Below are 25,384 nucleotides of genomic sequence, written 5' to 3'. Positions count from 1 at the left end.
CTCCCGCTCGGCGCGCAGGGCCGAGATGATTTCTTCTGGTTGCAGCCGGTAAGCGTTATCCCGCGAACTGTCGAACCGGACGAACGTCGCCGGCGCATCGATCCGCGGCCGCACCGGATCTCAGAGGGCGTTCGCTCAATGCCCCGCCGGCGCGTCGCCGCCGCGCTCGACCCGCTTGAGGATCATCGCCAGCGGCACCGCCGAGGCCGAGACGAGGCAGAGCGCCCAGAACACGTCGATGTAGGCGAAGAACGCCGTCTGCGTCGCGAGCTGCTGCCCGATCCAGGCGGTGGCCTGCCCCTGCGCGTCGACGCCGGGAGTGCCGTGCACCGTGAAGTACTGCGTCGCCTGCCGCATGGTCTCCTGGTAGGCCGGGCTCGTGGTGGTGACGCTCTCCGACAGCCGGCTCTGATGGAACTGGCTGCGATAGGCCAGGATGTTTTGCGCCAGCGACACGCCCATCGACCCGCCGACGTTGCGGGCGACGTTGATCAAGGCCGAGGCCTGGTCGGTCTGCGACTTTTCGATGCCCTCGTACGAGGCGGCGGTGATCGAGATGAAGATCATCGGCAGGCCGATGCCGATGTAGATCCGCGACCAGGCGAAGAACCAGAACGTGGAATCGCCGTAGATCCGGGTCAGGTCGTACATCGCCAGCGCCACGATCGTCGCGCCGGTGGCGATCAGCCATTTCGGCTGGAAGTAGCCGGACACCTGCCCGATCACCAGCATCATCGCCACGGTGACGAGGCCGCCGGGCGCCAGCACGAGCCCCGAGATGGTGGCGGTGTAGCCGTAATAGTCCTGCGTGATCTGCGGGATGAACTGCGTCGTCGCGATCAGGATCGCACCGGTGGCGAGCATGACCAGGAAGCACGAGCCGAACTGGCGCTTGCCGAGAAGGCGCAGGTCGACGGCCGGGTTCTTCGCCCTCAGAAGCCACGGGATCATCGCGACGAACGACACCACGGCGAGAACACCGAAGACCTGGATCAGCGGCGAGCCGAACCAGTCCTTGCGCTGGCCCTCGTCAAGGCAGACCTCGAGCGAGCCAAGGAAGGTCGCCACCAGGAGGAAGCCGACGATGTCGAACCGGATGCCCTTCTTCCGCAGCGCCTTGCGCTCCTTCACCGCGGCTTCGGAATCTTCCAGGAGCCACCACATCAGCGCCAGCGCGATAACGCCGACGGGGCCGTTGATCAGGAAGCACCAGTGCCAGGAGACGTTGTCGGACAGCCAGCCGCCGAGCGTCGGGCCGACGACCGGCGCGACGACGATCGCGAGCCCGTAGAGCGCGAAGGCTTGGCCCCGCTTGGCGGGGGTGAACGAGTCGGCGAGGATCGACTGCGCCAGGGGCGCCATGCCGCCGCCGCCGAGCCCCTGGATCACGCGGAACACGAGCAGCGAGTTCAGGTCCCAGGCGAAGCCGCAGGCGATCGAGGCGACGGTGAACAGCGCGACGCTGGCGATGAAGAACGCCTTGCGGCCGTAGCGCTTGGCCAGGAAGCTCGATGCGGTGAGCGCGATCGCGTTGGCGACGAGGTAGCTCGTGACCACCCACGCCGCCTCGTCCGGCCCGACCGCGAGCCCGCCCGAGATATAGCGGAGCGCGACGTTGGCGATGGTGGTATCGAGCACCTCCATGAAGGTCGCGAGCGCGACGACGAGCGCCACCGCCCACGGGCTGTGGCCGCCCGCGGTGCGCGGCAGGCCGCCGGACGTCGCCTTTGCCTTTCCCGCATCCTTGCCGCCGGCCTTGCGCGAACCGCCGCCCGCCGCGGCGGCCCCGGCGCTCATCGCACCCGCACCGTCGGCACGATCGACATGCCGGGGCCGATCGACACGTCCTGCGGCCATTCGTCGACGACGATCTTCACCGGCACGCGCTGCACCACCTTCACGTAGTTGCCGGTGGCGTTCTGCGCCGGCAGCAGGCTGAAGGCGGTGCCCGAGCCGGGCTGAACCGAGGCTACCTTCCCGTTGATCTTGCGGTCGGGATAGGCGTCGATCTCGATCCTCACCGACTGGCCCGGGCGCATGTCGGTGATCTGCGTCTCCTTGTAGTTGGCGACGACCCACTTCTCGTCGGGCACGAACATCGCCAGCGATTGGCCGGCCTGAGCGTACTGCCCGACTGCGCCGGTGAGCTGCACGACCCGGCCCGGCTGCGCCGCCGTCACCGTCGTGTAGCCGAGGTTCAGCACGGCCTGCGCCGCCTGCGCATCGGCGTTGGCGAGGCTGGCCTCGGCCGATGCCCGCTGCGCCTGGAGCGAGCCGATCTGCTTCTGCGCCTGCACCACGCTGGCGTTCGCGCTCGTCAGCGCGGCCTGGCGCTGCTCGAGGGTCGAGGTCGAGGATTGCGATTGCTGCACGGTGCCGGCGCCGCGGCTGGCGAGATCCTTGTAGCGGGCGGCATCCGCCTTCGCGAAGTCGAGCGCCGCCTGGTTCTGCGTCACCTGCGCCTTGGCGACGTCGATCTGCGCCCTCTGCGCCTCGACCTGCGCGTCGACGTTCTGGATCGACGCCTTGGCCGAGGCGATCTGCGCCTGGGCCTGCTCGAGGGCGACCTGGTAATCGCGCCGGTCGATCTGGAACAGGGTCGCGCCGGTGTCGACGTGCTGGTTGTCGGTGACCGAGAGCGCGACGACGTAGCCGGACACCTTCGGCGCGATCGAGAACTGGCGCGCGTCGACGAAGGCGTCGTCGGTGGATTCGTAAGGGTGCAGGTAGATCTGCCAGTAGAAGAACCCGGCGATCCCAAGGAGCACGATCGCGATCCCGCCGAGGACGAACCACCACGGATGGCGCTTGAGGATAACCGGCCGGTTCTCGTCGTCCTCGCCCTCGGACGACGCGTCCTGATCGGGCTCGGCCTTGCTCTCGTCGGCCTCGTCGCCCGCAGGAGGATCCTTCTCCTGCGGCTTGAGATCGATGATGTCGCGTCGGTCGGGCGCCTCCCGGTCGTCGGGGCGCGTCTGCGGGTCCAGGGCCGTCGCCTGGCGCTGATCGTCTAGCATCGAAAAGAAACCGCCTGCGCCCGCGCCGAACACTGCCGAAGCGGCCGGAGCGAACGAATAACCCGCCTCACCGACTAAAAAGGCGATGCGACGGCAAAGTTCCGCTGCGCTTCGCCGCGCCGTTCGCCCCCGCGGAACAGGGCCGAGGGGAACGGGTGTTGCGGTGCGGCGTTTTCGCGCCGGAGTACCGTACCGATCACCAGCGAGCCGATGCGATGGCCCTCTTCTCCCGAACCCATCCGACCGGCGTCCCGCTCGTCGGGACCGCGCGCCTCGACGCGATGAGCCGGACGCTGGCGCGCAACTGGTGGCTCGTCGCCCTGCGCGGCGTCGTCGCCATCCTGTTCGGCGTGATGGCCTTCGTGGCGCCGGCCGCCTTCGTCCTGTCGCTGGTGTGGTTCTTCGCCGCCTACATGGTCGTCGACGGCGTGTTCGCGATCGTCGCTTCGGTCCGGGCGGCACAAGCCCACGAGCGCTGGGGCTTCCTGCTGATCGAGGGCCTGCTCGACATCCTGGTCGGCGTCGCGGCCTTCTTCGTGCCCGGCGCCGCCGTCTGGGCCTTCGTCCTGCTCGTCGCGATCTGGGCGATCGTCACGGGCGCGCTCATGATCGCGGCCGCCTTCCGCCTGCATCTGCATTTCGGACGCTGGTGGCTCGGCCTCGGCGGACTGGTCTCCATCCTGTTCGGTGCGGTGCTGCTCGTCGAGCCGGGCATGTCGGCGCTGGTGCTCACTTGGTGGCTCGGCGCCTACGCCGTCGCCTTCGGCGTCCTGCTGGTCGTCCTCGGCTTCCGCCTGCGCGACCGCCACGAGGCGGCCGGCTCGCCGATGCCCTTCCGCCACGGCGTCTAAGAGACCGGACGTCTCGGCGGACGCCACACGGCATAGCTTCGCTCCGCCCGATCGTTCTAGAACGGCAGCGCCGGCGGGGCTGTGGCGTCGCACGGGCCGCCGTTCAGGAACACGATGCCTCCACCCGATCCGGATCGACGCCCCCCCGACGACGCCTCGCCCGATGCCGGTGCCGCGGCGCGGGAGGCGGCTGCCGCCGCCAAGGTGCTGGCGCGCCAGCTCGGCATCCTCGCAGCCGGTGCCGCGCGCGGCGCCGGGCGCAGGGGCCGGGAGGCGGCGCGCGCCACCGGATCGCTCGTCGGGGGCCTCGCGGCACGCCGCCGATCCAAAGCTCCGGCCGAGGCTGACGCCCCCATCGCGGGTCCGGCGACCGCCGGGTCCGCGCCGTCGCGCTTCGCCATCCGCGGGCGTTCGCTGCGCCCCGCCCTCCTGGTCGCCGGCGCCGTCGTCGCGTTGCCGCTCGTTGCGCTGGCCGGCTACGTCCTGTTCGCGTTCCTGACGCTGCCGCCGCTCGGCGGCGTGGTGATCGACCAGGGCCAGCGCGCGCTCACCGTCGAGGCCGACGACGGCCGGGTCTTCGCCACCCGCGGCGCGTTCCGGGGGCAGCCGATCACCAAGGCGGAGCTTCCGCCCCATCTCGCCCAGGGGATCGTCGCCATCGAGGATCGGCGCTTCTACAGCCATTGGGGCATCGACCTGCGCGGGCTGGTGCGCGCGGCCTGGCGCAACGCCGTCGGCGGCGGGGTGCGCGAGGGCGGCTCGTCGATCACGCAGCAATATGTCCGGCTGACCTCGCTCAACCAGGAGAAGACCCTGCGCCGCAAGATCCAGGAGGCCTTCCTGGCGTTGCGGGTCGAGTCCGAGATGAGCAAGGACGACATCCTCCTCGGCTACCTCAACACCGCCTATTTCGGGGCCGGCGCCTACGGTGCCGACGCGGCGGCGCGGCGCTACTTCGGCAAGGGCGCGAAGGCGCTGACCCTGCCGGAAGCGGCGATGCTCGCCGGGCTGGTGCGGGCGCCCTCGCAGCTCGCCCCGACGCGCAACTTCGGCGGCGCCAAGGAGCGCGCCGACGTGGTGCTGCAGACCATGGTCGAGACCGGCGCGATCACCGCGGAGGCCGCCGACGCGGCGCGGGCCAAGACCGTGACGCTGCGCACGCCGCCGGAGACGCCGCCGGGCAGCAACTACTTTCTCGACCTCCTCGCCGCCGACGCCAAGAAGCTCACAGACGCGCCGGGCGACCTCACCGTGCGCTCGACCCTCAACCTCGATCTCCAGAGCCTCGCCGAGGGAATCGTCGCACGCCGCCTCGACGCCGAGGGCGGCAAGAAGAAGATCGGCCAAGGCGCGCTCGTCGCGATGTCGAAGGACGGCGCGATCCTCGCGATGGTGGGCGGGCGCGACTACGAGGACAGCCAGTTCAACCGCGCGACCCAGGCCAAGCGCCAGGCCGGCTCGCTGTTCAAGCTGTTCGTCTACCTCACCGCCTACGAGAACGGGCTGACCCCGGAGACCGTGCTGGTCGACCGCCCGGTGCAGATCGGCGACTGGGAGCCGCAGAACGCCAACAACCGGTTCCGCGGCGCCGTGCCGCTGCGGACCGCCTTCGCGCTCTCGATCAACACGGTGGCGGCCCAGCTCGGCGAGGAGCTCGGCATCCCGGCCGTGATCGCGACGGCAAAATCCCTCGGGGTGCAGTCCGATCTGCCGAACGTGCCGAGCCTCGCGCTCGGCTCGGCCGAGGTCACGCTGCTGGAGATGACACGCGCCTATGCCGGCATTCTGGCCAACCGCACGCCGGTGGAGAGCTTCGACATCCACGCGATCCGCGGCGGAGCGCCGGCCCCGCTCTATCTGCGCCCCGACGCCAAGCCCGCCGCCGGCCTGCCGGGCGACAGCCGCACGATGATGCTCGATTCGCTGCAGGCGGTGGTCGACGGTGGAACCGGCAAGGGCGCGCGCGTGTCCGGCTTGGCCGTCGGCGGCAAGACCGGGACGACGCAGGATTACCGCGACGCCTGGTTCATCGGGATGACGCCCGACATGGTCGTCGGCGTCTGGGTCGGCAACGACGACAATTCCGCGATGAATCGCGTCGGCGGCGGCGACGTCCCGGCCTCGATCTTCCGCGATTTCGTGCAGCGGGCCTCGGCGCAGATGGCCAAGGGCCGCAAGCGCCCCTCCGCGGTCAAGGCCGAGCCGCAGCCGGCCGAAGCGGTGCCGCCCGCGCCCGCAGCCGCCGCGCCGGCCGCCGGCCCCGAGGCGCGCGGCGTGCCCGAGGTGATCGACACCGGCACCCTGTCGTTCCGCGGCCGCACCGTGCGGCTCGCCGGCGTCGACGGCCAGGGCGGCCATTTCGCCCGCCAGCTCGCGCGCTACCTGCGCCGCCGCGAGGTGGTGTGCGCACCCGATGCCGGCGGAACCCAAGGCACCCGCTGCCGCATCGACGGCGACGACCTCGCCGCGCTGATCCTCTCGGCCGGCGGCGCCCGCGCCAGCGAGGACGCGCCGCCCGACCTGCTCGCGGCGGAGGAGCAGGCGCGGTCGGAACGCACCGGGATGTGGGGTGGGCGCCGCTGAGGAAACGTCCCGGCTTACCCGGGGCCTTGCATGCGATCCGGGCCCGCGGCGATCGACGAAGCGCTCCGGTTGGAGGCGGCCGTTCATAACGCGTTGTAGAACCCGATCGCCTCCTCGAGCTCGCGCTCCTCGTAGCCGAAATGCGAGATCACGATCTGCTCGAAGGTCTCGTAGATCCTGCCCAGGGCGAGGGCGTAGTCCCGGCGCGGATCCACGGCGATGGCGCGCGCGATCTGCAGGATGCGTTCGAGCAGGGCGTGAACGGTCCGGTGCTCCGCGCCGAGGCGGTCGAGGACCGGGCGCATGCTTGCGTCCTACCTGATGGCCGGGAAGACGCTGCCTTCCTCGATGTCGTGATGCATCTGGAGCATCTGGCATTGTTGCCCGCACAGGTTGCCGAACGCGCGGTAGTTCGCGACCATCGACAGGGACGCGACGCCCTCGGACACGGCCTCGACGGTGCCGGTCCCCGACCGGAACCGGTCGAGCGCAGCGCGGACGGCGGCAAGCTCGGCGAGGTGGTGCCGGTGATACAGGCCCAGGCGCCGCCCTCGGGCGCGTTGCATCGGGGTGACGCCGGGGATGGCCGGTGCACTGGGCCGGGTCGCGTCGTCGAGGAAGGGGATCCCTTCCAGGGTCAGGATGGGTTCGACCGTCATGGCGGGCAGGCTTTCGCTTCGGAACTCGTGGGAAGGGCGAGGGACCGGGTTCGCGCCTCCGCGTCAGCCCGCCGGTTGGCGCCTCTTCAGCTCCATGTTCTCGATGTAGAGCAATTGGAGGCTCTTGAAGACGCCGGCGAGATACGACGCGTAGGTCGGCAGGGTGTCTGCGGCGAGGCCCGCGCGTGTCGCGAAATGCGCGACGATGGCATCGGACTCGGCGGTGAGGACGCCGGGCGTCAGCTCGGCCGTCGGATAGGCGACCCGGGTTCCGGTTCGTGCGAGAAGGCTGCCGATCGCCGTCTGCTCCTTCGTGCCTGGGACGAACTCCCGCAAGGTCACGTGGTCGAGCTGCCCGGTTTCCAGGAGGAACAGGCGGACCTTGAAGCAGAACGGGCAGCCGGCCATCAGGTAGATGACGGGCTTGAACGGGGTATCGGTCATCGTCGGGTTTCCTGTTCGATGCGGGCTCGAAAGGTCGATGCGGCCGGAGCAAACGACGTCCGCCGCTATCCTGAGAGGCATCAGCACAGCCGGGCGACGGCGAGGCTCGCGACCAGCAGCAGGATCGCCGGCGAGGGCGAGGACGGCAGCACCGGGAGGTGGGCGAGGATCGCACCTGTCATGTTCGCCGCGAGCCTGACGGCACCGAAGAACCCGTAGCCCGGCACCAGGAGGGTCGCGGCTCCGACGACCTCGATCACGCCCGTGACGATCCCGAGCCATTGCCCGAGGCCGATCTGATCGAAGGACTGGATCATGATCGGAACGCCGGCGCGCTTGGCACCGCCGGCCCCCAGGCAGGCGACGACGAGCAACGCCGTCAGGATCGGGATGGTGATGTCGCGAGCGCGCGCGGGCGCAGCTGCAGGAGCGACCAGGGTCTGCGACATGCGCGATCTCCTTGCTGGACGGTGAAGCCGGAGCGATCGCCGGTCGCGCGCGCCGATGCACGGGGTTCCGTCTCGTGACTCGGTTTCGCTAAGTGACCGGGTCATGATATGAGTTCGCGGAACCGTCGCAAGACGGCACAAACCGGATACCGAGGTTACATGGATGTAACTGCGTCCCAGGCGAAGCACTCGCCCGAGTGCCTGCGGGTCTCGCAACTGCTGTCGCGCATCGGCGACAAGTGGACCGTGCTCGTGATCATGCTGTTGCGTGAGCGCGCGTGCCGTTTCAGCGAACTCAAGCGCGGCGTCGACGGAATTTCGCAGCGAATGCTGACCCTCACGCTGCGCCATCTCGAGCGGGACGGTCTGGTGACCCGGACGGTGACGCCGACCATCCCGCCGCGCGTCGACTACGAACTCACGGAGATCGGGCATTCCCTCGCGGAGCCGATCCAGGCGCTCGGGCGATGGGCGTTCGACAACCTCGCCCGGATCGACGCGGCACAGGCATCGTACGATGCGCGCGCGGAGGCGGCCTGACGCCACCCCATCGCACCCGTGGATTCACTGGCGTCGGTGACGGGCGCCGTCAGCGCTCGACGGCGTCCCCTGCGGCATGATCGGACGGCGCCGGAACATGCGGCGCGTGCTGTGGCGGTCACCGCGCAGGATGCCGAGGGACCCCGATGCGAGCGGAAACGGAAGGCCCCCCGCTGCCGCATCGGCGGCGGCGACCCCGCCGCGTTGATTCTCTCGTCCGGTGGCGCCCAAGCCTTCGAGGGTCGGGTTCGGCGACAGACGACCGTCGCCCTATCGGTCCGCGAGCCAAACGGCCTGACGCGGTCGCCGGCGGCTGCTAGCGTCCGATCCGACGCGAACAAGAACGTCTGCGGGAGGTCACGATGCGGAAACCCGTCCTGGGTCTCGCCTGGGCGCTGCTGAGCTTCGGGTCACCGGCTCTGGCCGAGCCTGCGCCCGACCATCCGGCGACCTTCAAGCCGGCGCAGCGCGAGGGCTACTTCTTCGTCGGCGGCGCCTACGAGACGGTCGCGGGCAAGGGTGCCGCCGTCGGGCAGATGTTCGTGCAGTATCACGCGCCGGTCGAGGTGGCGCAGCCCTATCCCGTGGTGATGGTGCACGGCACGGCGCAGACCGGCGTGAACTTCCTCGGCACGCCGGACGGGCGTCCCGGCTGGGTCGATCGGTTCGTCGAGAAGGGGTTTGCCGTCTACGTCGTCGATCAGGTCGGCCGCGGCCGGTCCGGCGACGATCCGGACGCCTACGGCCCCTATGCGCGGCTCGCACCGAACGACCTGGAGACGATCTTCACCGGGCAGGAGCGCTTCGACCTGTTTCCGCAGGCCAAGCTTCACACCCGCTGGCCGGGCGGGGCCGGCGTGAGGGGCAACGCGGCGTTCGACCAGTTCTACTTCTCGCAGGTGCCGTTCATCGCCAGCGCCCTGCGCAGCGAGGAGCTCGTCGACCCCGCGCTGATCGCGCTGCTCGAGAAGATCGGGCCGTCCGTCCTGCTGACGCATTCGCAGGCCGGCGTATTCGGATGGGCGGTGTCGGACCGGCGCCCCGACCTGGTGAAGGCGCATGTCGCGGTCGAGCCGAACGGGCCGACCTTCTACGACATCCGCTTCAAGGGGGGAGCGGACTGGTACGAGAAGGTCGGCGAGGCGCGCGCCCGGCCCTACGGCATCACCCGCGTGCCACTCACCTTCGATCCGCCGGTCTCGACCCCGACCGACCTCGTCGTAGCGCAGTCCGAGGCGCCGCTCCGTCCCGGCCAGATCCGCTGCTGGATCCAGGCCGAGCCGGCACGCAAGCTGCCGAATCTCGCCCGCGTACCGGCCGTGATCGTGACGGCCGAGGCCTCGTTCCGCGCGACGATGGACGACTGCACCGGCGCCTTCCTCGAGCAGGCGGGCGCCAAGCCCGACCGCTTGGCGCTGGCCGAGCACGGCATCCACGGCAACGGCCACATGATGATGCTGGAGACCAACAACGGCGAGGTCGCCGACGCGATCATCGGATGGATCGCCGGCAGGCTGAAGTAGCGGCGCGGCCTACCGGAACGGCGGCTCGTCGAAGCTGCGCAGCTTGCGCGAGTGCAGGCCGTGGCGGTCGCCGCGCAGGATGTCGAGGGCGGCGAGCCCGATCAGCAAGTGCTCGGCCACCGCTCGCTCGTAGAACGCGTTGGCCGCGCCCGGCAGCTTGATTTCGCCGTGCAGCGGCTTGTCGGAGACGCAGAGCAGCGTGCCGTAGGGCACCCGCAGGCGGTAGCCCTGCGCGGCGATCGTCCCGCTCTCCATGTCGACGCCGATGGCGCGGCTGAGGTTGATCCGGCGGCGTTCTTGGCTGAAGCGCAGCTCCCAGTTGCGGTCGTCGTAGGTGACGACCGTGCCGGTGCGCAGGCGCCGCTTCAGCGCGTCGGCCTTCTCCCCCGTGACCTGCGCGGCCGCGGCCTGGAGCGCGAGCTGCACCTCGGCGAGCGCCGGCACCGGAACGTCCGGCGGCACCAGCTCGTCGAGGATGCGGTCGCGGCGCATGTAGCCGTGGGCGAGCACGTAGTCGCCGATGGTCTGCGATTGCCGCAGGCCGCCGCAATGCCCGACCATCAGCCAGCAATGCGGGCGCAGCACCGCGAGGTGATCGGTGATCGTCTTCGCGTTCGAGGGGCCGACGCCGATATTGACCAGCGTCGTGCCCTGCGCGGTGCCGTCGGCACCTTCGGACGCGAGGTGGTAGGCCGGCATCTGGAAGCGGTGCCAGGGCGAGGCGGCCATCAGCGCCGCCGGGTCAGCGGAGGCGGCCTCGCCGCGCGTCACGGTGATGCCCCCCGGCATGACCAGCTTGGTGAAGCCCTCCGCGCCGGAGGCGAGGCGCTCCAGCCCGTGGCGGACGAACTGGTCGACGTAGCGGTGGTAGTTGGTCAGCAGGATCCAGGGCTGGACCTCGCGCCAGTCGCAGCCGGTGTAGTGCACGAGGCGACGGAGCGAGTAATCGACCCGCACGGCGTCGAACAGGGCGAGCGGGCGCGGCTCGTCGGCCATCGGCTGCCAGGTCCCGTCGGCGATCTCGTCGCCGACGAGCGAGAGCAGCGGGACCGGGAACCAGGTCGCGAGCTCGGCCGGGCTGACGCGTCCCGCGCCGAGGTCGGTGCCGGGCTCGAGCACGTAGGAATACGGGATCTCCTGCGCGCTCAGGCCGACCTCGAGCCCGACCCCGTAATCGGCCACCAGCGGCTCGAGCTGCGCCGTCAGGTAGGCGCGAAAATCGGCGGGGCTGGTGACGGTGGTGCTGTAGGTGCCCGGCGCCTGCATCTTGGCGGTCGCGCGGCTGATGCGCGGGACCGGGCCGGCGGGCCGGTAGGTCACGCGAAGCTCCGGGTAGCGGAACTGCAGCCGCTCGGCGGCGTCCGGCGGCTTGCCGCCGTCCAGCGTGCGGGTCAGCGCGGTGCGCAGGGCCTGGGTCGCGCCGGCATGCAGCTCGACCAGCCGGTCGACGGCCGTCGCGACGTCGGCCACCGCCTCCATCGGGCGCAGTTCGTTCTCAATCACGCGCGTTCCCCGTTCAGATCCTGCCTCGCCCGTCCCACCCGGCTCTACACCCCGGCGCCCGTGCGCGCGAGGCGGGGCTTGCGGTCGGCGTCGCGTTGCCCGAAAGCCGGCGGATGACCGATCGGGATGATAAGAACGCGACCAGCATGGACGCCGCCGGCGACGCGTTCGCGCGCCGCGCGGGCGAGGAGGCCGTCGCCCTCCCCGATCGCGCCGATGCCGGGCTCCACTTCATCGGCCGCATCCGCACGCCGTGGACGGTTCGCGGAGACTGCCCGAAGAACGGGCTGCAGACCGACGCGGCCTGCACCGTCGCGGTCGATCCGCGCTACGCGCCGGGCCTGCAGAACGTCGAGGGCGCGAGCCACCTGATCCTGCTGTACTGGATGGACCGGGCCGAGCGCGGCCTGCTGGTGCAGCGCCCGCGCCACGCCGACGGCAGCCGCGGCACGTTCTCGCTGCGCTCGCCGGCGCGGCCGAACCCGATCGCGCTCTCGGTGGTGGAGCTGCTCGGACGCGACGGCGCGACCCTGACGGTGCGCGGTCTCGACTGCCTCGACGGCACCCCGCTCCTCGACATCAAGCCCTACTACGCGACGACCGATTCCCGGCCCGACGCGACGGTGGACCGGGCCGGAACCGCCCGCGCATGAGGCGCCGCATCGTCGCCGGCCTCGCCGCCCTCGCCCTCGTCGGCACCGGCATCCTGATCGGGCGGATGCTCGCGGTCGCGCCGGTCAACGTCCGCGCCTACGCGCAGGGCCGGCTCACCGCGGTGCAGGTCCATCTCGACGAGGCGCCCGCCGACTACGTCTTCCTGGCCGGCGACTCCCACGCCGAGTTGGAAACGCCGGCACAGCGACCCTGCGGCCTGGAACTGGTGAACGGCGGCGTCAGCGGCGCCAGCGCGCCGGTCTACGCCGACCTCGTCGCGACCCTGCGGTTTCCGGTCCGGCCGCGGGCGGCGGTGCTGACGATCGGCACCAACGACATCCTGGCCAAGAACCACCCGCGCGAGGCCGCGGCGACGGCGCGTTACGAGGCGGCGGCGACGCGGATCATCCAACAAATGACGGCGAACACGGATCGCCTCGTCGTGACGGCGCTGCCGCCGATCGGTCGCGCGCTCGACGGGCGCCTCGACCCGCTCGCGGTCGCGGATTACTCGGATCGGCTCAAAACCCTGTGCGCGCGGCTCGGCTGCCGCTTCGCCGATCCCTTCGCCGCGATCCGCGACGGGGCGACGGGCTTCGCCAAGCCCGGCACGATGCGCGACGGGCTTCACCTTGCGGCCTACCGGCCCGTGCTCGGCGCGCTCGCGCCGGCCCTGTGCGACCCTACGCCGCCCTGATCGGATCCCCGCACGGCCAAAAAGGTTGTGTCGGCGGAGACAAGTTTCCAGCCGGCAGGTGCGCGACGGGTGCGATCGGGTCTAAGTATTCCGGATACCGGGACGATCCGGCAACGCGCGAGCGGATGCGCGGCGGAACACGTCTCGGCGGGGCATGGTCAATGGGTGGATCGATCGCCGGCGCACAGGAATCCCCCGCGGTGAGCCGGGACGAGCCCGCCATCGTCGATCCCGACGTCTACGTGCCGGCACTGCTGACGCACCTGTCGAACACGCTGACCAACAACGCCTCGATCTTCTACCGGCAGCATTTCGGGGTCGGCCTGACCGACTGGCGGATCATGTACCGGCTCGCCTCCGAGCCGTGGATCACCGCACACCGGATCTGCGAGCTGTCGGCCCTCGACAAGGCCGTGGTGAGCCGCAGCATCGCCTGGATGGAGAGCCGCGGCCTGGTGCTGATCCAGGGCGACGCGAAGGACGCCCGCCGCCGCCTGCTGGCGCTGTCGCCCGCCGGCCTCGACCTGCACGACCGCATCACCGTCGTGGCGCTGGAGCGCGAGCGCAACTTCCTCGCCGCGCTCAGCGCGGACGAGGTCGCCGAGACGATCCGCCTGCTGACGAAGCTGGTCGACAACCTCGGCGCGTTCTCGAAGCCGGTGGCGATCCCGCCCGAGGCGGTCGCCCCCGACGAGACCGCGCCGCCGACATCGCCGCGCCGGCCGATCAAGCCGCGGTAGCGGCCGGGCGGCTCGGGGCCGGCGGCCGGATCCGGTACCAGCCGACATAGAGCGCCGGCAGGAAGAACAGCGTCAGGAAGGTCGCCGCGATGATGCCGCCGATCATCGCGTAGGCCATCGGCCCCCAGAACACCTCGCGGGCGATCGGGACCATGCCGAGGCTCGCCGCCGCGGCCGTCAGCAGGATCGGGCGCATGCGGTGGCGGGTCGCCTCCACCACCGCGTCCCAGGGCCCGAGGCCGTCGGCCTCGCATTCCTCGATCTGGCTCACCAGGATCACCGCGTTGCGGATGATGATGCCGATCAGCGCCAGGATGCCGAGGATCGCGACGAAGCCCATCGGCTTGCCCGAGGGCAGCAGAGCCGCGACGACGCCGATGAGCCCGAGCGGGGCCACGCTCGACACCAGGAACAGCTTCTGCACGCTCTGCAGCTGGATCATCAGGAACACCGCCATCGTCAGCAGCATCACCGGCACCACCGCGGCGATCGGGCCCTGGCCCTTGGCCGCCTCCTCGACCGCGCCGCCGGTGGCGAGCGCGTAACCCTCCGGCAGGGCCGCGGCGAACGCGTCGATGTCGGCGGCGAGCGCCGCCACGATGGTCGGCGGCTGCGTCGCGTCGATGATCGGGGCGCGCACCGTCAGCGTCGCGACCCGGTCGCGGCGCCAGACGATCGGCTGCTCCAGGTCGTAGGCGATCCGCGCAAAGGCGAGCAACGGCACCACCGAGCCGTTGGCGAGCGTCACCTGCAGGCTCTGCAGGGTGTCGAGCGAGGTCCGTTCCGCCGCCTGCGCCCGCCCGATCACGTTGACGAGGTAGATCGAGTCGCGCACCTGCGTGATCGCCGTGCCGCCGACGACGCCGTTGAGGATGCCGGCGATGTCCTGGCTGGTGACGCCGAGCTGGCGTGCCTTGTCCTGCAGGATCTCGACCCGCAGCACCTTGCCGGGCTCGTTCCAGTCGAAGGTCGGCACGCCGACATGCGGGCTCTTGGCAACGATGTCGGCGAGCGCGAGCGCCTTCGCGCGGACCACCTGGAGGTCGGGCCCGCTCAAGCGGTACTGGATCGGCCGGCCGACCGGGGGGCCGAGCGAGAGCGGGTTCACGAACACGTCGGTGCCGACGAAGTCGCGCTTCGCCCGCTCCTCGAGCTTGGGGAACAGGCGGTCGCGCGCCTCCAGCGACTTCGTCACCACGACGACCTGCCCGAAGAAGCTGTTGGCGAGCTGCTGGTCGAGGGGCAGGTAGAAGCGCACCGCCCCCTGGCCGACATAGGACGACCAGCGCTCGACGTCGGGGTCGCCCGTCAGGGTCGCCTCGAAACGGTCCATCTGGGCCTGCGTCTCGGTGACCGTCGCGTTCTGCGGCAGGGTGAAGTCGACCAGGATCTCGGTGCGGTCGGAGGCCGGGAAGAACTGCTGCTGCACGAAGGTCATGCCGTACATCGACAGGCCGAGCAGCGCGACGCAGCCCGCGACGGTGAGCCAGCGGAAGCGCATCGCGGCGACCAGCGCGCGCAGGAACAGCCGCCCCATCCGGCCGGGCTCGTGGCTGTGCTTCTTCATGGTCTTGGGCAGCAGCGTCACGCCGATTAGCGGCGCGAACAGCACGGCCACCACCCACGAGACCAGGAGCGAGGCGGCGATCACCACGAACAGCGAGTAGGTGTACTCGCCGGCCGACGAGCCGTTGAAGCCGATCGGCAGGAAGCCGGCCACCGTCACCAGGGTGCCGGTCAGCATCGGGAAGGCGGTCGAGGTGTAGGCGAAGGTCGCGGCCTTCTTCAGCGAATCGCCGAGCTCGAGCCGCGCGACCATCATCTCGACGGTGATCATCGCGTCGTCGACGAGCAGGCCCAGCGCGATGATCAGCGCACCGAGCGAGATGCGCTGCAGGGTGACGCCCATGATCTGCATCACGACGAAGACGATGGCGAGCACCAGCGGGATCGAGATCGAGACCACGAGGCCGGCGCGGATGCCGAGGCTGAGGAAGCTCACCGCAAGCACGATCACCACCGCCTCGAGGAGCGCCTGGGTGAAGCCGCCGACCGCCTCCTCGACGATCCGCGGCTGGTCCGAGACGAGGTGGATGCCGACGCCGATCGGCAGCTTCGCCTCGATCAGGCGCATGCGCGCCTTCAGGTCCTCGCCGAAATGCAGCAGGTTGGCGTTCGGCCGCATGGCGATCGCCAGCCCGATCGCCGGCTTGCCGTCGACGCGGAACAGCGCGGCCGGCGGGTCCTCGTAGCCGCGGCTGATCTCGGCGACGTCCGACAGGCGGAAGAAGCGGTCGTTGACCCGCAGGTTGATGGTCTCCAGCGAGGTCTCGGACGAGAACTGCCCGCTCACCCGCACCGAGACCCGCTCCGGCCCGGCCTGGACGACGCCCGAGGGCGAGATCGCGTTCTGGCTCTGCAGCGTCTTGATCAGCGACTGGATGTCGATGCCGTAGCCGGCGAGCTTGCGCGTCGAGAAGTCGAGGAAGATCGTCTCCTTCTGCGTGCCGAGCAGCAGCGTCTTGCCGATGTTGGGCACCTTCAGGATCTCGGTGCGCACGCCCTCGACGTAGTCGCGCAGCTGACGGTGGCTCAGGCCGTCGGCGGTGAAGCCGTAGACGTTGCCGTAGACGTCGCCGAACTCGTCGTTGAAGAACGGCCCCTGCATCCCCTGCGGGAAGGTGCCCTGGATGTCGCCGAGGCGCTTGCGGACCTGATAGAACGACGGCTGGATCTCCGACGCCTTCGTGGTGTCGCGCAGCTGCACGAACACCGTCGCGTTGCCCGGCGTGGTGTAGCTGCGGACGTAGTCCAGGGTCGCAACCTGCTGCAGCTCCTTCTCGATCCGGTCGGTGACCTGCTCGAGCGTGTCGCCGATGGTGGCGCCCGGCCATACTGCCTGAACCACCATCGTCTTGATCGCGAAGGGCGGGTCCTCCTCGCGGCCGAGCCCGCGATAGGCGAGCGTGCCGGCCACCAGGCAGATCGCCATGAGGAACCACACGAACGAGCGGTGCGAGAGCGCCCATTCCGATGCGTTGAAGCGACCCACGATCAGAAGTCCTGCGTGCCGGGAACGACGATAGGCGCATCCGCGAGGCGGATCGTCTGGCCGTCGGCGAGGGAGTGGACGCCGGCGACGACGACGCGGTCGCCCGCCGCCAGCCCGCTCGCGACGCCGACATAGTCGCCCTTCCGGTCCGAGACCGTGACCGGGGACCGCTTCGCCGCGTCGCCGGCGGCGTTGACGATCCACACGGAATCGCGGCCTTCGGCGCCGAGGATGGCGGTGGCGGGCAGCACGAAGCGCGGCGCGATCCTGCGCACCAGCGACACGGTGATCGTCGCCCCGAGCCGGAACGCGCGCGGCGGGTTGTCGAGCGACATCCGGATGCGCCGGGTGCGGGTGCTCGCATCGGCGAAGGGCGCGGTCTCGCGCACGGTGCCGACGGCGGTGATCTCGGGGGCGCTCTGCAGCGCCACGGTGAAGCGGCCGTCCTTCGGCATGGCCGCGACGAGGTCGTCGGGGATGTCGACCACCGCCTCGCGCACCTCGGGCCGCGCCACGGTCACCACCGTCTGCCCGGCGGTGAGGTCCTGCCCGATCTCGGCGTTGCGCTGGGTGACGACGCCGTCGAAGTCGGCATGGAGCTCGGTGTAGCCCATCTGGTCGCGGGCCTTTTCCAGGCTCGCCTGCGCCTGGGTCAGCCGCGCCTGCGCGGTGTCGCGGTTGGCGACGGTGCTGTCGAGCTGCGCCTGGGTGACGTTGCCGCCTTCCATCAGGCGCCGGGTCCGCGCCTCGGTGGCGGCGGCGTTCTCGAATTGCGCCTTGGCATCCGCCACGTCGGCCTCGGCACGGGTCATCGCGAAGCGCGGCACCACGGTGTCGAGGGCGGCGAGCCGCTGCCCCTTCTTCACGAGGTCGCCGACGGTGACGTCGCGCGCGACCACCCGGCCGGCGATCTGGAACCCGAGCTGCGACTGGTAGCGCGGCTCGACCGTGCCGGCGAACGGCCCGAACCGCACCGACGCGATCGGCTTGGCGACGGCGTACAGGACCGGCCGCACCGGCGGCGCCTTCGCCTCCTCGGCGGGCTTGCAGGCGGCGAGCGCGAGCAGCGACGTTCCGACGAGGATGGAAGGGGTCTGAAACCGCCCCCCTCCCCCCCCTGCGCGGGAGGAGGAAGGGAGGGCGGCGGCGAAGAAACGCTCGAACACCGTCACTTCGCGGCTCCCGTCGCGACCTGCTCGGCCACCGTCACGGTCTGGCCGGGGCGAAGGAACTGGATGCCGGCGATGACGACCTCCTCGCCCGACGCGACCCCGCTCGACAGCGCGATGCTGTCGGGGCCGTAGCGGTCGATCGTCACGATGCGGGGCGCCACCGTGCCGCCGGCGGGATCGCGTACCCAGACCGCGGGCTTATCCTTCCAGCGGTAGAGCGCTGACCACGGCAGCACGATCGCCGCGTGGCTCTGGAATCGGCCGCGGCCGATCACCACCGCGCCGAGGGTCATCGCGGGCGGCGTCTGCTTGAGGCCGACCTTGACGCGGACGGTGCCGGAGGCCGGATCGACGCTGGGCGAAATCTCGCGGACGCTGCCGACGGCGGTCACCGACGGGTCGCCCTGGAGCGTCACGTCGACGGTGCCGGATTGCGGAGGGGACGCCAGCAAGGCCTCGTAGACGTTGAAGACCGCATCGCGCGGCCCGTCCTGCGCCAGCGTCAGCACCGACTGGCCGGCCTGCACCACCTGCCCGGTCTCCAGGGAGCGGCTGAGCACGATGCCGGCCACGCCCGACCTCAGCTCGGTGTAGGACAGCTGTTCCTGCGCCGTGCCGAGGGCCGCCTTGGCCGAATCGACCGCGGCCTGGGTCGTACGCAGCTGCTGCTCGGCGTTGTCGTAGGAGGGCCGCGTGGTGTAGCCGCTCGCCATCAGCGCTTCCTGGCGCTTGAACCCGAGCTTGGCCTGGGTCGAAAGCGCCTCGGCCGAGGCGAGCGCCGCCTGCGCGTTGGCGAGGTTCGAGCGTTGCTCGCGCGGGTCGAGCCGGGCCAGGACCTGATCGGCCGCGACATGGTCGCCGACCTCGACGAGGCGGGTCTCGATCTTGCCGGCGGTGCGGAACGAGACGCTGGTCTGCCCCTGCGCCTGGACGTCGCCGGTGAAGATGACGTCGCCGGCGATCGGGCTTTCCGCCGCGATCACCGTGCGCACCAGGGTCTGCGCCATCAGCGGCACCGGATCGGCACGGACGGCGGTCGCCGCCAGCATTGTCGACGCGAGGACGATGGAAAAACCTCGGTTCACGGCGTGCATGGTCCCGACTCGATCTATCGCGGCCGAAACTTATCCGCTATCTTACCGACCGTCCAGACGGTTTTTACGGGTGGTGTCGATGGACGATGGGACGGCGAAGACGCGTAGCCGGCGACAGGATCGCGCCGAGGTGATCCTCGACGCGGCCGAAGCCCTGCTGCGACGCTCCGGCAGCCGCACGCTGACGATCGACGCCGTCGCGGTGGAAGCCGGGCTGAGCAAGGGCGGCGTGCTGCACCACTACGCCTCGAAGGATGCGCTCGTGACCGCGCTGGCGGTCCGCAAGGTCGGCCGGCTTCGCGCCGGCATCGCCGCCTGCCTCGCCGCCGGCCCGCGAGGGCCCGCCGCGCTGCCGCTGGCGGTGATCGCCCATGCCCGTGAGATGTACGCCGAGGAATGCGGGTTTCCGGATGCCCTGCTGATCGCGTCGGCCGACAACCCCGAGGCCGTGGCGGCCTTCTCCGACTTCCTGGCCGAGCAGCTCGCGGCGATGGGCGCGATCGAGGGGCGCGCGGGCCAGGGTGCGGCGCTGACCTTCTCGATCCTCGGCCTGATGCTGAGCCGCTCGCTCGACTTCCACCGCCTCGACGGCGCGGCGCTGAATTGCCTGTTCGACGCCCTCGAGACCCAGGCGCGGGCGCTGCCCGCGGATCAGTAGAGGGCGTTGGCCGCCAGCGCCTGGAACACCAGGGCGTGGCGGCCCGCGAGCGCGTCGACATCGTGCGTGTAGCCGCCGCCGATCACCGCGACGAGCGGGATGCCGCGGGCGCGCGCCTGTCCGACGACGAAGCGGTCGCGGGCAAGCAGCCCGTCGTCGCTGAGCGCGAGCCGGCCGAGGCGGTCGTCGCGATGCGGGTCGACGCCGGCATTGTAGAACACGAGGTCGGGCGCCAGCGCGTCGAGGAGGGGCGGAAGCCGCGCCTCGAGCACGGCGAGGTAGCCGGCATCGTCGAGCCCGTCGGGCAGGCCGATGTCGAGGTCGCCGGCGATCTTGGCGGTCGGGTAGTTCTTCTCGCAGTGGATCGAGAGGGTGAAGAGGTCCGGCGAGCGCGCGAGGCAGTCGGCGGTGCCGTCGCCCTGGTGCACGTCGCAATCGACCACGAGCGCCCGCCGGATCGCACCCTCGGCCTGCAGGGCGCGGGCGGCGACCGCGACGTCGTTGAAGACGCAGAACCCCGCCCCCTGCTCGCGCCGGGCATGATGGCTCCCGCCTGCGGCGCTTCCGGCGAGACCCTGCGCGAGGGCGAGGCGCGCCGCGAGCAGCGTGCCGCCGACCGAAGCGCGCGAGCGGCGGACAACGCTCGCGTCCACCGGCAGGCCGATCGCCCGCTCGATCGCCCGCGGGACCGAAAGAGCGAGGACGGCCTCGACGTAAGCCGCATCGTGGGCGAACCGCAGCAGCTCGGGCGAGGCCGGCTCCGGCGTCACGAACCCGCGCGGCGCCAGCCCGCGCTCCGTCAGGACTTCGGCGAGCCGTCCGTACTTGCGCATCGGGAACCGGTGCCCGGCCGGCAGGCTCGCCTCGTAGGCCGGGTGGAACACGATCGGCGGGATCACCGCGCGCCCTTCAGGTCCGCGACGATGCGCTCGCCCAGCGCCCGGCCGCTGTCGAAGGCCGCCTCGATCCGCGGGCCGAGGCACCAATCGCCGGCCGCGCCCAGCCGCTGCGCCGGATCATAGAGGCAGGGCTCGCCGAGCGCCGTCTCGACCATGGCGTAGCGCCAGCGATGGACGGCGGCGTAGGCCGGGCGGACCGCCCGGCCAAGACGGGCTTCGAGCGCGCCGATCAGCGCGGCCCGGACCGCCTCGCGCGGATCCTCCAGATGCGTGCGGGACCAGTCCGGCGCGGCATGCGCCACCAGGGCGTGACCGGCCGCGCGTCCGGGCTTGGTCTCCTCGCGCACGATCAGCGCGATCGGACCGTCCGCGAACGCCAGATGCGCCTTCGAGAAGCCGGGGTGCTCGTCGAGGTCGAGGAGCAGCGACCAGCACGGCGCGTAGGTCGCCCGCTCCGGCCCGGGAAGGACGAGACCGCTCGCCGCAATCAACGCCACGACCTGCGGCGCCGGAAAGGTCAGGCCGACGGCGGCGAACGGACCGCTGGCGACGCCGTCCGCATCCGTCAGCATCCAGCCGGCCTCCGAGCGCGCGATGCGGATGATCGTGGTCTCGAGCGAGACCGGAAAGCCGTCGAGCAGGGCCCGGACCGGCGCCGGCATGCCGGGCAGGCCGACGGTGCGGCCGTCCTCGCCCCAGGGCGCAGCGACGCCGGACGCGATCCAGGTTGCGCACTGCGCGCGGAACGCGTCGCCCTTGGCGCGGAAGAACTGCGCGCCGTGGTCGAAGCGCTGGCCCGTCCCGGTGCGCCGCGTCGCCATGCGCCCGCCGATGCCGCGGCCCTTGTCGAAGATGCGGACGGCGAGGCCGGCTTGGGCAAGGCGTTGGGCGGCGGCGCCGCCCGCCATGCCGGCTCCGAGGATCGCGACGGTTCCGCCTTCGGCCAAAGCTTCGCTCCCCTGGGTGCGCCCGAGGCTGTCATACGGCTGAAATGCGCACCCTGTTAGGGGCAGTCCGCCGGCGCGGCCGCACGCCGCGGGACAGGCCGGTTCGGAGATGCGTGCCGCATGGGTCTCGCCAGCACCTTACCGGCCCTCGACGGCACCGCGCTCGCCCTCGCGCCGTGCGCGCTCCTGACGATCGTCCACCTCGCGAGCCTGATCGTGGCGGGTCGGCGGATCGGCCGTTCGCCCGGCGAGACCACGTTCCCCGCCGGCGCGCCGATCTCCCTGGTGCGCCCGGTCTGCGGCCTCGAGACCTTCAGCGAGGAGACCCTCGCCCGCGGCTTCGCGCTCGACCACCCGGCCTACGAGATCCTGTTCTGCGTCGCCGATGCCGCCGATCCGGTGCTGCCGCTGGTCCGCCGCCTGGTCGCGGCACATCCGCAGGTTCCGGCCCGCATCCTGATCGGCGACGAGCGCATCAGCGACAACCCGAAGCTCAACAACTGCGTGCGGGGCTGGGAGGCGGCGCGACACGATTGGATCGTCATCGCCGACTCGAACGTGCTGATGCCGGCGGACTACCTGCAGCGGATGCAGGCGGCGTGGCGCGCCGACACCGGCCTCGTCTGCTCGACGCCGATCGGCGCGCGGCCGGACGGGATCTGGGCCGCGGTCGAGTGCGCCTTCCTCAACACCCTCCAGGCGCGCTGGCAATATGCCGGCGAGGCGGTGGGGCTCGGCTTCGCGCAGGGCAAGAGCATGCTCTGGCATCGCCCGTTCCTCGAGGCGCAGGGCGGCATCCGGGCGCTGGCCGCCGAGATCGCCGAGGACGCGGCGGCGACGAAGCTGGTGCGCGCGGCCGGCCGCCGCGTCCACCTCGTCGCGGCGCCGTTCGAGCAGCCGCTGGGGCGCCGCAGGGCGTTCGAGGTCTGGTCCCGCCAGATCCGCTGGGCGCGCCTGCGCCGGGTGACGTTCCCGCTGTTCTTCGCGCCCGAGATCGCCAGCGGCACGCTGCTGCCGTTCCTGCTCGCAGGGCTCCTGGCCGGAACCTGGACGGCGGCGGCCGGCCTCGCCGCTCTCGCAGCTCTGGGCTACGCCGCCGAGCTCCGGCTGGCGACGCGCGCCGGCTGGTTCCACGCCCCCCGCCTGCTCCTCGCCTTCGTTCTGCGCGACGCGCTGATCCCGCTGGTCTGGTGCGCGGCCTGGACCCATCGCGCGATCGTCTGGCGCGGCAACGCCATGGACATCCGCCTCAAGCCCGTCGTCCGGCCGCGACGGGTCGGGCGGACGGCGCGCCCCGCCTGACCCGGTTGCATCGCGGCGCGAACGGCGCGATGCCGGTCGCGGATCATCAGCAGCGGTCGGTCACGTGCGCATCGCCATCCTCGAAGCCGGATCGCCTCCGGCGCGGCTCGACCGCTTCCCCTCCTACGGCGCGATGACGGCCCGGATGATCGGGCCGGCGCACGACAGCACGATCTTCGACGTCCGCGCAGGACGGATGCCCACCGATTGGCAGGCGTTCGACGGCTACGCCGTCACCGGCTCGGCGGCCGGCGTCTACGATCCGCTGCCGTGGATCGCGCCGCTGATCGCGGCCCTGCGCGCGCTCCCGCCGGAGAAGCGCCTCGTCGGCATCTGCTTCGGGCATCAGGTGATGGCGGAGGCCTATGGCGGCCGCGCGATCCGCTCGGAGAAGGGGCGCGCCCTCGGCCTGCACGGCTACGCGGTGACGGAGCGGGCGCCGTTCATGGACGACGCGACGCGGATCGCGGTGGCGGCGTTCCATCAGGATCAGGTCGTCGCGGCCCCGCCCGCGACCCGCGTGCTCGCGGCGAGCGCCTTCACGCCCTACGCGATGCTGGAATACCGGGACCGCGCCGCGCTGTCGGTGCAGTTCCACCCGGAATTCGAGCCCGACTACACCCGCGCCCTGATCGCCGGCCATGCCGATGCGCAGGACGATCCGGAGCGGGCGCAAGCGGCGCTCGCCTCGCTCGACGCACCGGACGACCGGCACCGGGTGGCGGGCTGGATCCGACGATTCCTGGAGCAGGAATGAGAAGGTTGGTGCGGGTAGAGGGAATCGAACCCCCACGCCTTGCGGCTGGCGATTTTGAGTCGCCCGCGTCTACCAGTTCCACCATACCCGCGACGGGGAGCCTTTTCGCACAGGTCCCGTGGCCGGGCCAAGCCCTTTCCCGGGGTCGCGCACGGCGTGCGGCGGATCGCCGGCACGCTGGTGCGGTCGGGCCGGCTGTGCTCAAAGGGCGCCCTGCCCCGAGGAACCCGATGCACAGACAGGCCCGATGATCCGCCGCCTCTACGAGTGGATACTCGCACTTTCGGGCAAGCCCTCCGCGCCCTACGTCCTGGGCGCCGTGGCGTTCGCCGAGAGCTCCTTCTTCCCGGTCCCGCCCGATGCGATGCTGGTGCCGATGGCGGTGAGCCGGCCCGACCGGGTGTGGTTCTACGCGCTGATCGCCACGGTCGGCTCGGTGCTCGGCGGCCTCGTCGGCTACGCCATCGGCGCGCTGCTGTTCGATTCGCTCGGAACCTGGCTGATCCGGCTCTACGGCCTGCAGGACAAGGCGGCGACCTTCCAGCAATCCTATGCCGAGTACGGGCACTGGGTGATCCTGCTCAAGGGGCTGACGCCGATCCCCTACAAGCTCGTGACCATCACCTCGGGCTTCGCCCATTACAGCCTGTTCTGGTTCACGCTGCTGTCGATCGTCACCCGCGGCGCGCGTTTCTTCATCCTCGCCGGGCTGCTCGGGCGCTACGGCGTCCAGATCCGCGGCGTGCTCGACCGCCATCTCAACGCGGTCGTCGCGATCTCGGTCGCGGTGATCGTCCTCGGCTTCGTCCTGTTCAAGGTGATCCTCTAGATGAGCTACGCCGCCCTGCTGCGCCTGCGCCGCGCCGCGCTCGCCGTCCTGATCGGCTCGATCCTCACGGTCGGCGCCGCCCTGGTGCTGCAGTTCGGCTACGGCTACGCACCGTGCAAGCTCTGCCTGACCGAGCGCCTGCCCTACTACGCGGCGGTACCGCTCGCCGTCCTCGCGCTGTTCCTGCCCGAGCGGCTCTCGCGCCTCGCCCTCGGGCTGGCCGCGGCCGGCCTGCTCTACGGCGCCGGGCTCGGCGCCTACCACGCCGGCGCGGAGTGGGGGTTCTGGCCGGGCCCGACCGATTGCGGCGGCGGCACGGGCGCGAACCCGGCGGCCGTCGGCGATTTTCTGTACGCGTTGCAGACGACGAAGGTCGTCGACTGCTCGACCGCGGCGATGCGGGTGCTCGGCGTCTCGCTCGCCGGTTGGAACGCGGTCGTCGCCTTCGTGCTCGCCGGCATCGCCGGCACGGCCGCAGCGAAGCCCTGAGCGATCCGACGCGATCGCTTCCGAACGCCCGGCCGCTTCGACCGCGTGATCGATCAGTTGCGATCGTCGGGCATCGGCGGCAGGGGCGCGACGTCGATGCCCTCGTCGATCAGAGCGCGGGCCTCGTCCGGGCTGGCCTGCCCGTAGATCGCGCGCTCGCGCGTCTCGCCGTAATGGATCTTGCGCGCTTCTTCCGGGAACCGCGTCCCGACATGCTCGGCCGATGCGACGACGTGCTCGCGCAGGCTCCGTAGCATCTCGCGGATGCGCCGCTGCGGCTCGGCGATCATCGGCACCGGGGCGGGTGCGACGGGCACGGGCAGATCCGCGTCCGCGCCGCCCACCGGGCGCCCGCGGTCGGTGCGGGCGAGGCTCGGCGCCATCAGGCCCTTCACCACCCGCGACGTGTCGCAGACCGGGCAGGTCACGAGGCCGCGCGCCGCCTGCGCGTCGAAGGACTCGGACGAGGGAAACCAGCTCTCGAAGCCGTGCCCGGCCTCGCAGACGAGACTGTACCGGATCATG

25 protein-coding genes and 1 tRNA gene are annotated in these 25,384 nt (G+C 71.2%); 12 read left to right on the top strand and 14 right to left on the bottom strand.

Annotated features, from left to right (window positions below; genetic code table 11):
- Positions 1–135 precede the first annotated feature (135 nt).
- Both MKK55_RS14150 and MKK55_RS14145 read right to left on the bottom strand, forming a co-directional pair.
- Entirely contained in the window at positions 136–1,797 is a 1,662-nt protein-coding gene (locus tag MKK55_RS14150; protein ID WP_243935383.1) for a DHA2 family efflux MFS transporter permease subunit, read from the bottom strand.
- Positions 1,794–3,017 carry an HlyD family secretion protein gene (locus MKK55_RS14145; protein ID WP_243935370.1) on the bottom strand — a complete coding sequence of 408 codons (1,224 nt, stop codon included), beginning with the start codon at positions 3,015–3,017 and terminating at the stop codon, positions 1,794–1,796. The genes MKK55_RS14150 and MKK55_RS14145 overlap by 4 nt, the downstream gene beginning before the upstream one ends.
- Positions 3,018–3,232: 215 nt before the next feature.
- Between MKK55_RS14145 and MKK55_RS14140 the strand changes: the two genes are divergently transcribed.
- Together MKK55_RS14140 and MKK55_RS14135 are read left to right on the top strand one after the other, a co-directional pair.
- On the top strand, positions 3,233–3,868 hold the full coding sequence (locus MKK55_RS14140) for an HdeD family acid-resistance protein (RefSeq protein WP_147727066.1): 636 nt from the start codon (positions 3,233–3,235) through the stop codon (positions 3,866–3,868).
- A 114-nt stretch (positions 3,869–3,982) separates the two neighbouring features.
- The gene (locus tag MKK55_RS14135; protein WP_243935368.1) at positions 3,983–6,451 is read left to right on the top strand and encodes a PBP1A family penicillin-binding protein; all 2,469 of its coding nucleotides are present in this window, start codon (positions 3,983–3,985) and stop codon (positions 6,449–6,451) included.
- 83 nt (positions 6,452–6,534) lie between these two features.
- Here the strand turns inward: MKK55_RS14135 and MKK55_RS14130 are convergent, their stop codons facing one another.
- The 4 genes from MKK55_RS14130 to MKK55_RS14115 form a co-directional block, all read right to left on the bottom strand.
- Complete coding sequence (locus MKK55_RS14130; protein ID WP_243935363.1) at positions 6,535–6,756, bottom strand: hypothetical protein; 222 nt, start codon at positions 6,754–6,756, stop codon at positions 6,535–6,537.
- A gap of 9 nt (positions 6,757–6,765) precedes the next feature.
- A complete protein-coding gene (locus MKK55_RS14125) occupies positions 6,766–7,110 on the bottom strand; it encodes a hypothetical protein (protein WP_243935362.1) in 345 nt (114 codons plus the stop codon).
- Positions 7,111–7,173: 63 nt separating this feature from the next.
- Entirely contained in the window at positions 7,174–7,554 is a 381-nt protein-coding gene (locus MKK55_RS14120; protein ID WP_147841834.1) for a glutathione S-transferase N-terminal domain-containing protein, read from the bottom strand.
- Between the two features lie 80 nt (positions 7,555–7,634).
- Complete coding sequence (locus MKK55_RS14115; RefSeq protein WP_243935361.1) at positions 7,635–8,003, bottom strand: DoxX family protein; 369 nt, start codon at positions 8,001–8,003, stop codon at positions 7,635–7,637.
- Between the two features lie 159 nt (positions 8,004–8,162).
- On the opposite strand from MKK55_RS14115, the gene MKK55_RS14110 reads away from it, so the two are divergent.
- Together MKK55_RS14110 and MKK55_RS14105 are read left to right on the top strand one after the other, a co-directional pair.
- Positions 8,163–8,543: a winged helix-turn-helix transcriptional regulator gene (locus MKK55_RS14110; RefSeq protein WP_147841832.1), complete on the top strand. Its 381-nt coding sequence runs from the start codon at positions 8,163–8,165 to the stop codon at positions 8,541–8,543.
- A 362-nt stretch (positions 8,544–8,905) separates the two neighbouring features.
- Entirely contained in the window at positions 8,906–10,066 is a 1,161-nt protein-coding gene (locus MKK55_RS14105; protein ID WP_243935360.1) for an alpha/beta hydrolase, read from the top strand.
- Positions 10,067–10,075: 9 nt separating this feature from the next.
- On the opposite strand, the gene MKK55_RS14100 is transcribed toward MKK55_RS14105, so the two are convergent.
- The gene (locus MKK55_RS14100; protein ID WP_147728275.1) at positions 10,076–11,569 is read right to left on the bottom strand and encodes an AMP nucleosidase; all 1,494 of its coding nucleotides are present in this window, start codon (positions 11,567–11,569) and stop codon (positions 10,076–10,078) included.
- A 113-nt stretch (positions 11,570–11,682) separates the two neighbouring features.
- Here MKK55_RS14100 and tsaA point away from each other — a divergent pair, with 113 nt between their 5' ends.
- The 3 genes from tsaA (at position 11,683) to MKK55_RS14085 (ending at position 13,660) form a co-directional block, all read left to right on the top strand.
- Complete coding sequence (tsaA, locus tag MKK55_RS14095) at positions 11,683–12,222, top strand: tRNA (N6-threonylcarbamoyladenosine(37)-N6)-methyltransferase TrmO (RefSeq protein WP_409566056.1); 540 nt, start codon at positions 11,683–11,685, stop codon at positions 12,220–12,222.
- Entirely contained in the window at positions 12,219–12,920 is a 702-nt protein-coding gene (locus MKK55_RS14090; protein ID WP_243935358.1) for an SGNH/GDSL hydrolase family protein, read from the top strand. The genes tsaA and MKK55_RS14090 overlap by 4 nt, the downstream gene beginning before the upstream one ends.
- 200 nt (positions 12,921–13,120) lie before the next feature.
- On the top strand, positions 13,121–13,660 hold the full coding sequence (locus MKK55_RS14085) for a MarR family winged helix-turn-helix transcriptional regulator (protein ID WP_243935357.1): 540 nt from the start codon (positions 13,121–13,123) through the stop codon (positions 13,658–13,660).
- Here MKK55_RS14085 and MKK55_RS14080 read toward each other — a convergent pair.
- From MKK55_RS14080 to MKK55_RS14070, 3 genes are all read right to left on the bottom strand, one after another.
- Positions 13,647–16,712 (bottom strand): efflux RND transporter permease subunit, encoded by a 3,066-nt coding sequence (locus MKK55_RS14080; protein ID WP_313898969.1) that lies wholly within the window; start codon positions 16,710–16,712, stop codon positions 13,647–13,649. The genes MKK55_RS14085 and MKK55_RS14080 overlap by 14 nt on opposite strands.
- A gap of 2 nt (positions 16,713–16,714) precedes the next feature.
- The gene (locus MKK55_RS14075) at positions 16,715–17,797 is read right to left on the bottom strand and encodes an efflux RND transporter periplasmic adaptor subunit (RefSeq protein WP_243935547.1); all 1,083 of its coding nucleotides are present in this window, start codon (positions 17,795–17,797) and stop codon (positions 16,715–16,717) included.
- A gap of 83 nt (positions 17,798–17,880) precedes the next feature.
- Positions 17,881–18,933, bottom strand: a complete 1,053-nt coding sequence (locus MKK55_RS14070) for an efflux RND transporter periplasmic adaptor subunit (RefSeq protein ID WP_243935545.1) — start codon at positions 18,931–18,933, stop codon at positions 17,881–17,883.
- Between the two features lie 124 nt (positions 18,934–19,057).
- On the opposite strand from MKK55_RS14070, the gene MKK55_RS14065 reads away from it, so the two are divergent.
- On the top strand, positions 19,058–19,636 hold the full coding sequence (locus tag MKK55_RS14065; RefSeq protein WP_147726499.1) for a TetR/AcrR family transcriptional regulator: 579 nt from the start codon (positions 19,058–19,060) through the stop codon (positions 19,634–19,636).
- Here MKK55_RS14065 and MKK55_RS14060 read toward each other — a convergent pair.
- A complete protein-coding gene (locus MKK55_RS14060; RefSeq protein ID WP_405042385.1) occupies positions 19,630–20,535 on the bottom strand; it encodes a histone deacetylase in 906 nt (301 codons plus the stop codon). The two genes, MKK55_RS14065 and MKK55_RS14060, sit on opposite strands and share 7 nt — an antisense overlap.
- Complete coding sequence (locus MKK55_RS14055; RefSeq protein WP_243935355.1) at positions 20,532–21,482, bottom strand: NAD(P)/FAD-dependent oxidoreductase; 951 nt, start codon at positions 21,480–21,482, stop codon at positions 20,532–20,534. The genes MKK55_RS14060 and MKK55_RS14055 overlap by 4 nt, the downstream gene beginning before the upstream one ends.
- A gap of 120 nt (positions 21,483–21,602) precedes the next feature.
- On the opposite strand from MKK55_RS14055, the gene MKK55_RS14050 reads away from it, so the two are divergent.
- Together MKK55_RS14050 and MKK55_RS14045 are read left to right on the top strand one after the other, a co-directional pair.
- Positions 21,603–22,784: a ceramide glucosyltransferase gene (locus MKK55_RS14050; protein WP_243935353.1), complete on the top strand. Its 1,182-nt coding sequence runs from the start codon at positions 21,603–21,605 to the stop codon at positions 22,782–22,784.
- Positions 22,785–22,848: 64 nt separating this feature from the next.
- Positions 22,849–23,541, top strand: a complete 693-nt coding sequence (locus tag MKK55_RS14045) for a glutamine amidotransferase-related protein (RefSeq protein ID WP_243935351.1) — start codon at positions 22,849–22,851, stop codon at positions 23,539–23,541.
- 6 nt (positions 23,542–23,547) lie between these two features.
- On the opposite strand, the gene MKK55_RS14040 is transcribed toward MKK55_RS14045, so the two are convergent.
- Positions 23,548–23,632: transfer RNA gene (locus MKK55_RS14040), tRNA-Leu, on the bottom strand.
- 156 nt (positions 23,633–23,788) lie between these two features.
- Here MKK55_RS14040 and MKK55_RS14035 point away from each other — a divergent pair.
- Complete coding sequence (locus tag MKK55_RS14035) at positions 23,789–24,370, top strand: YqaA family protein (protein ID WP_147727379.1); 582 nt, start codon at positions 23,789–23,791, stop codon at positions 24,368–24,370.
- On the top strand, positions 24,371–24,859 hold the full coding sequence (locus MKK55_RS14030; RefSeq protein WP_243935350.1) for a disulfide bond formation protein B: 489 nt from the start codon (positions 24,371–24,373) through the stop codon (positions 24,857–24,859). It begins immediately after the preceding gene.
- Between the two features lie 53 nt (positions 24,860–24,912).
- On the opposite strand, the gene MKK55_RS14025 is transcribed toward MKK55_RS14030, so the two are convergent.
- On the bottom strand, positions 24,913–25,383 hold the full coding sequence (locus MKK55_RS14025; protein WP_243935349.1) for a DUF1178 family protein: 471 nt from the start codon (positions 25,381–25,383) through the stop codon (positions 24,913–24,915).
- Position 25,384 lies beyond the last annotated feature (1 nt).

This window comes from Methylobacterium sp. J-059, from assembly GCF_022829485.1.
GTDB lineage: Bacteria > Pseudomonadota > Alphaproteobacteria > Rhizobiales > Beijerinckiaceae > Methylobacterium.
Note: the sequence above shows the minus strand (reverse complement) of the source record. Positions and strands in the feature narration are given on the sequence as shown.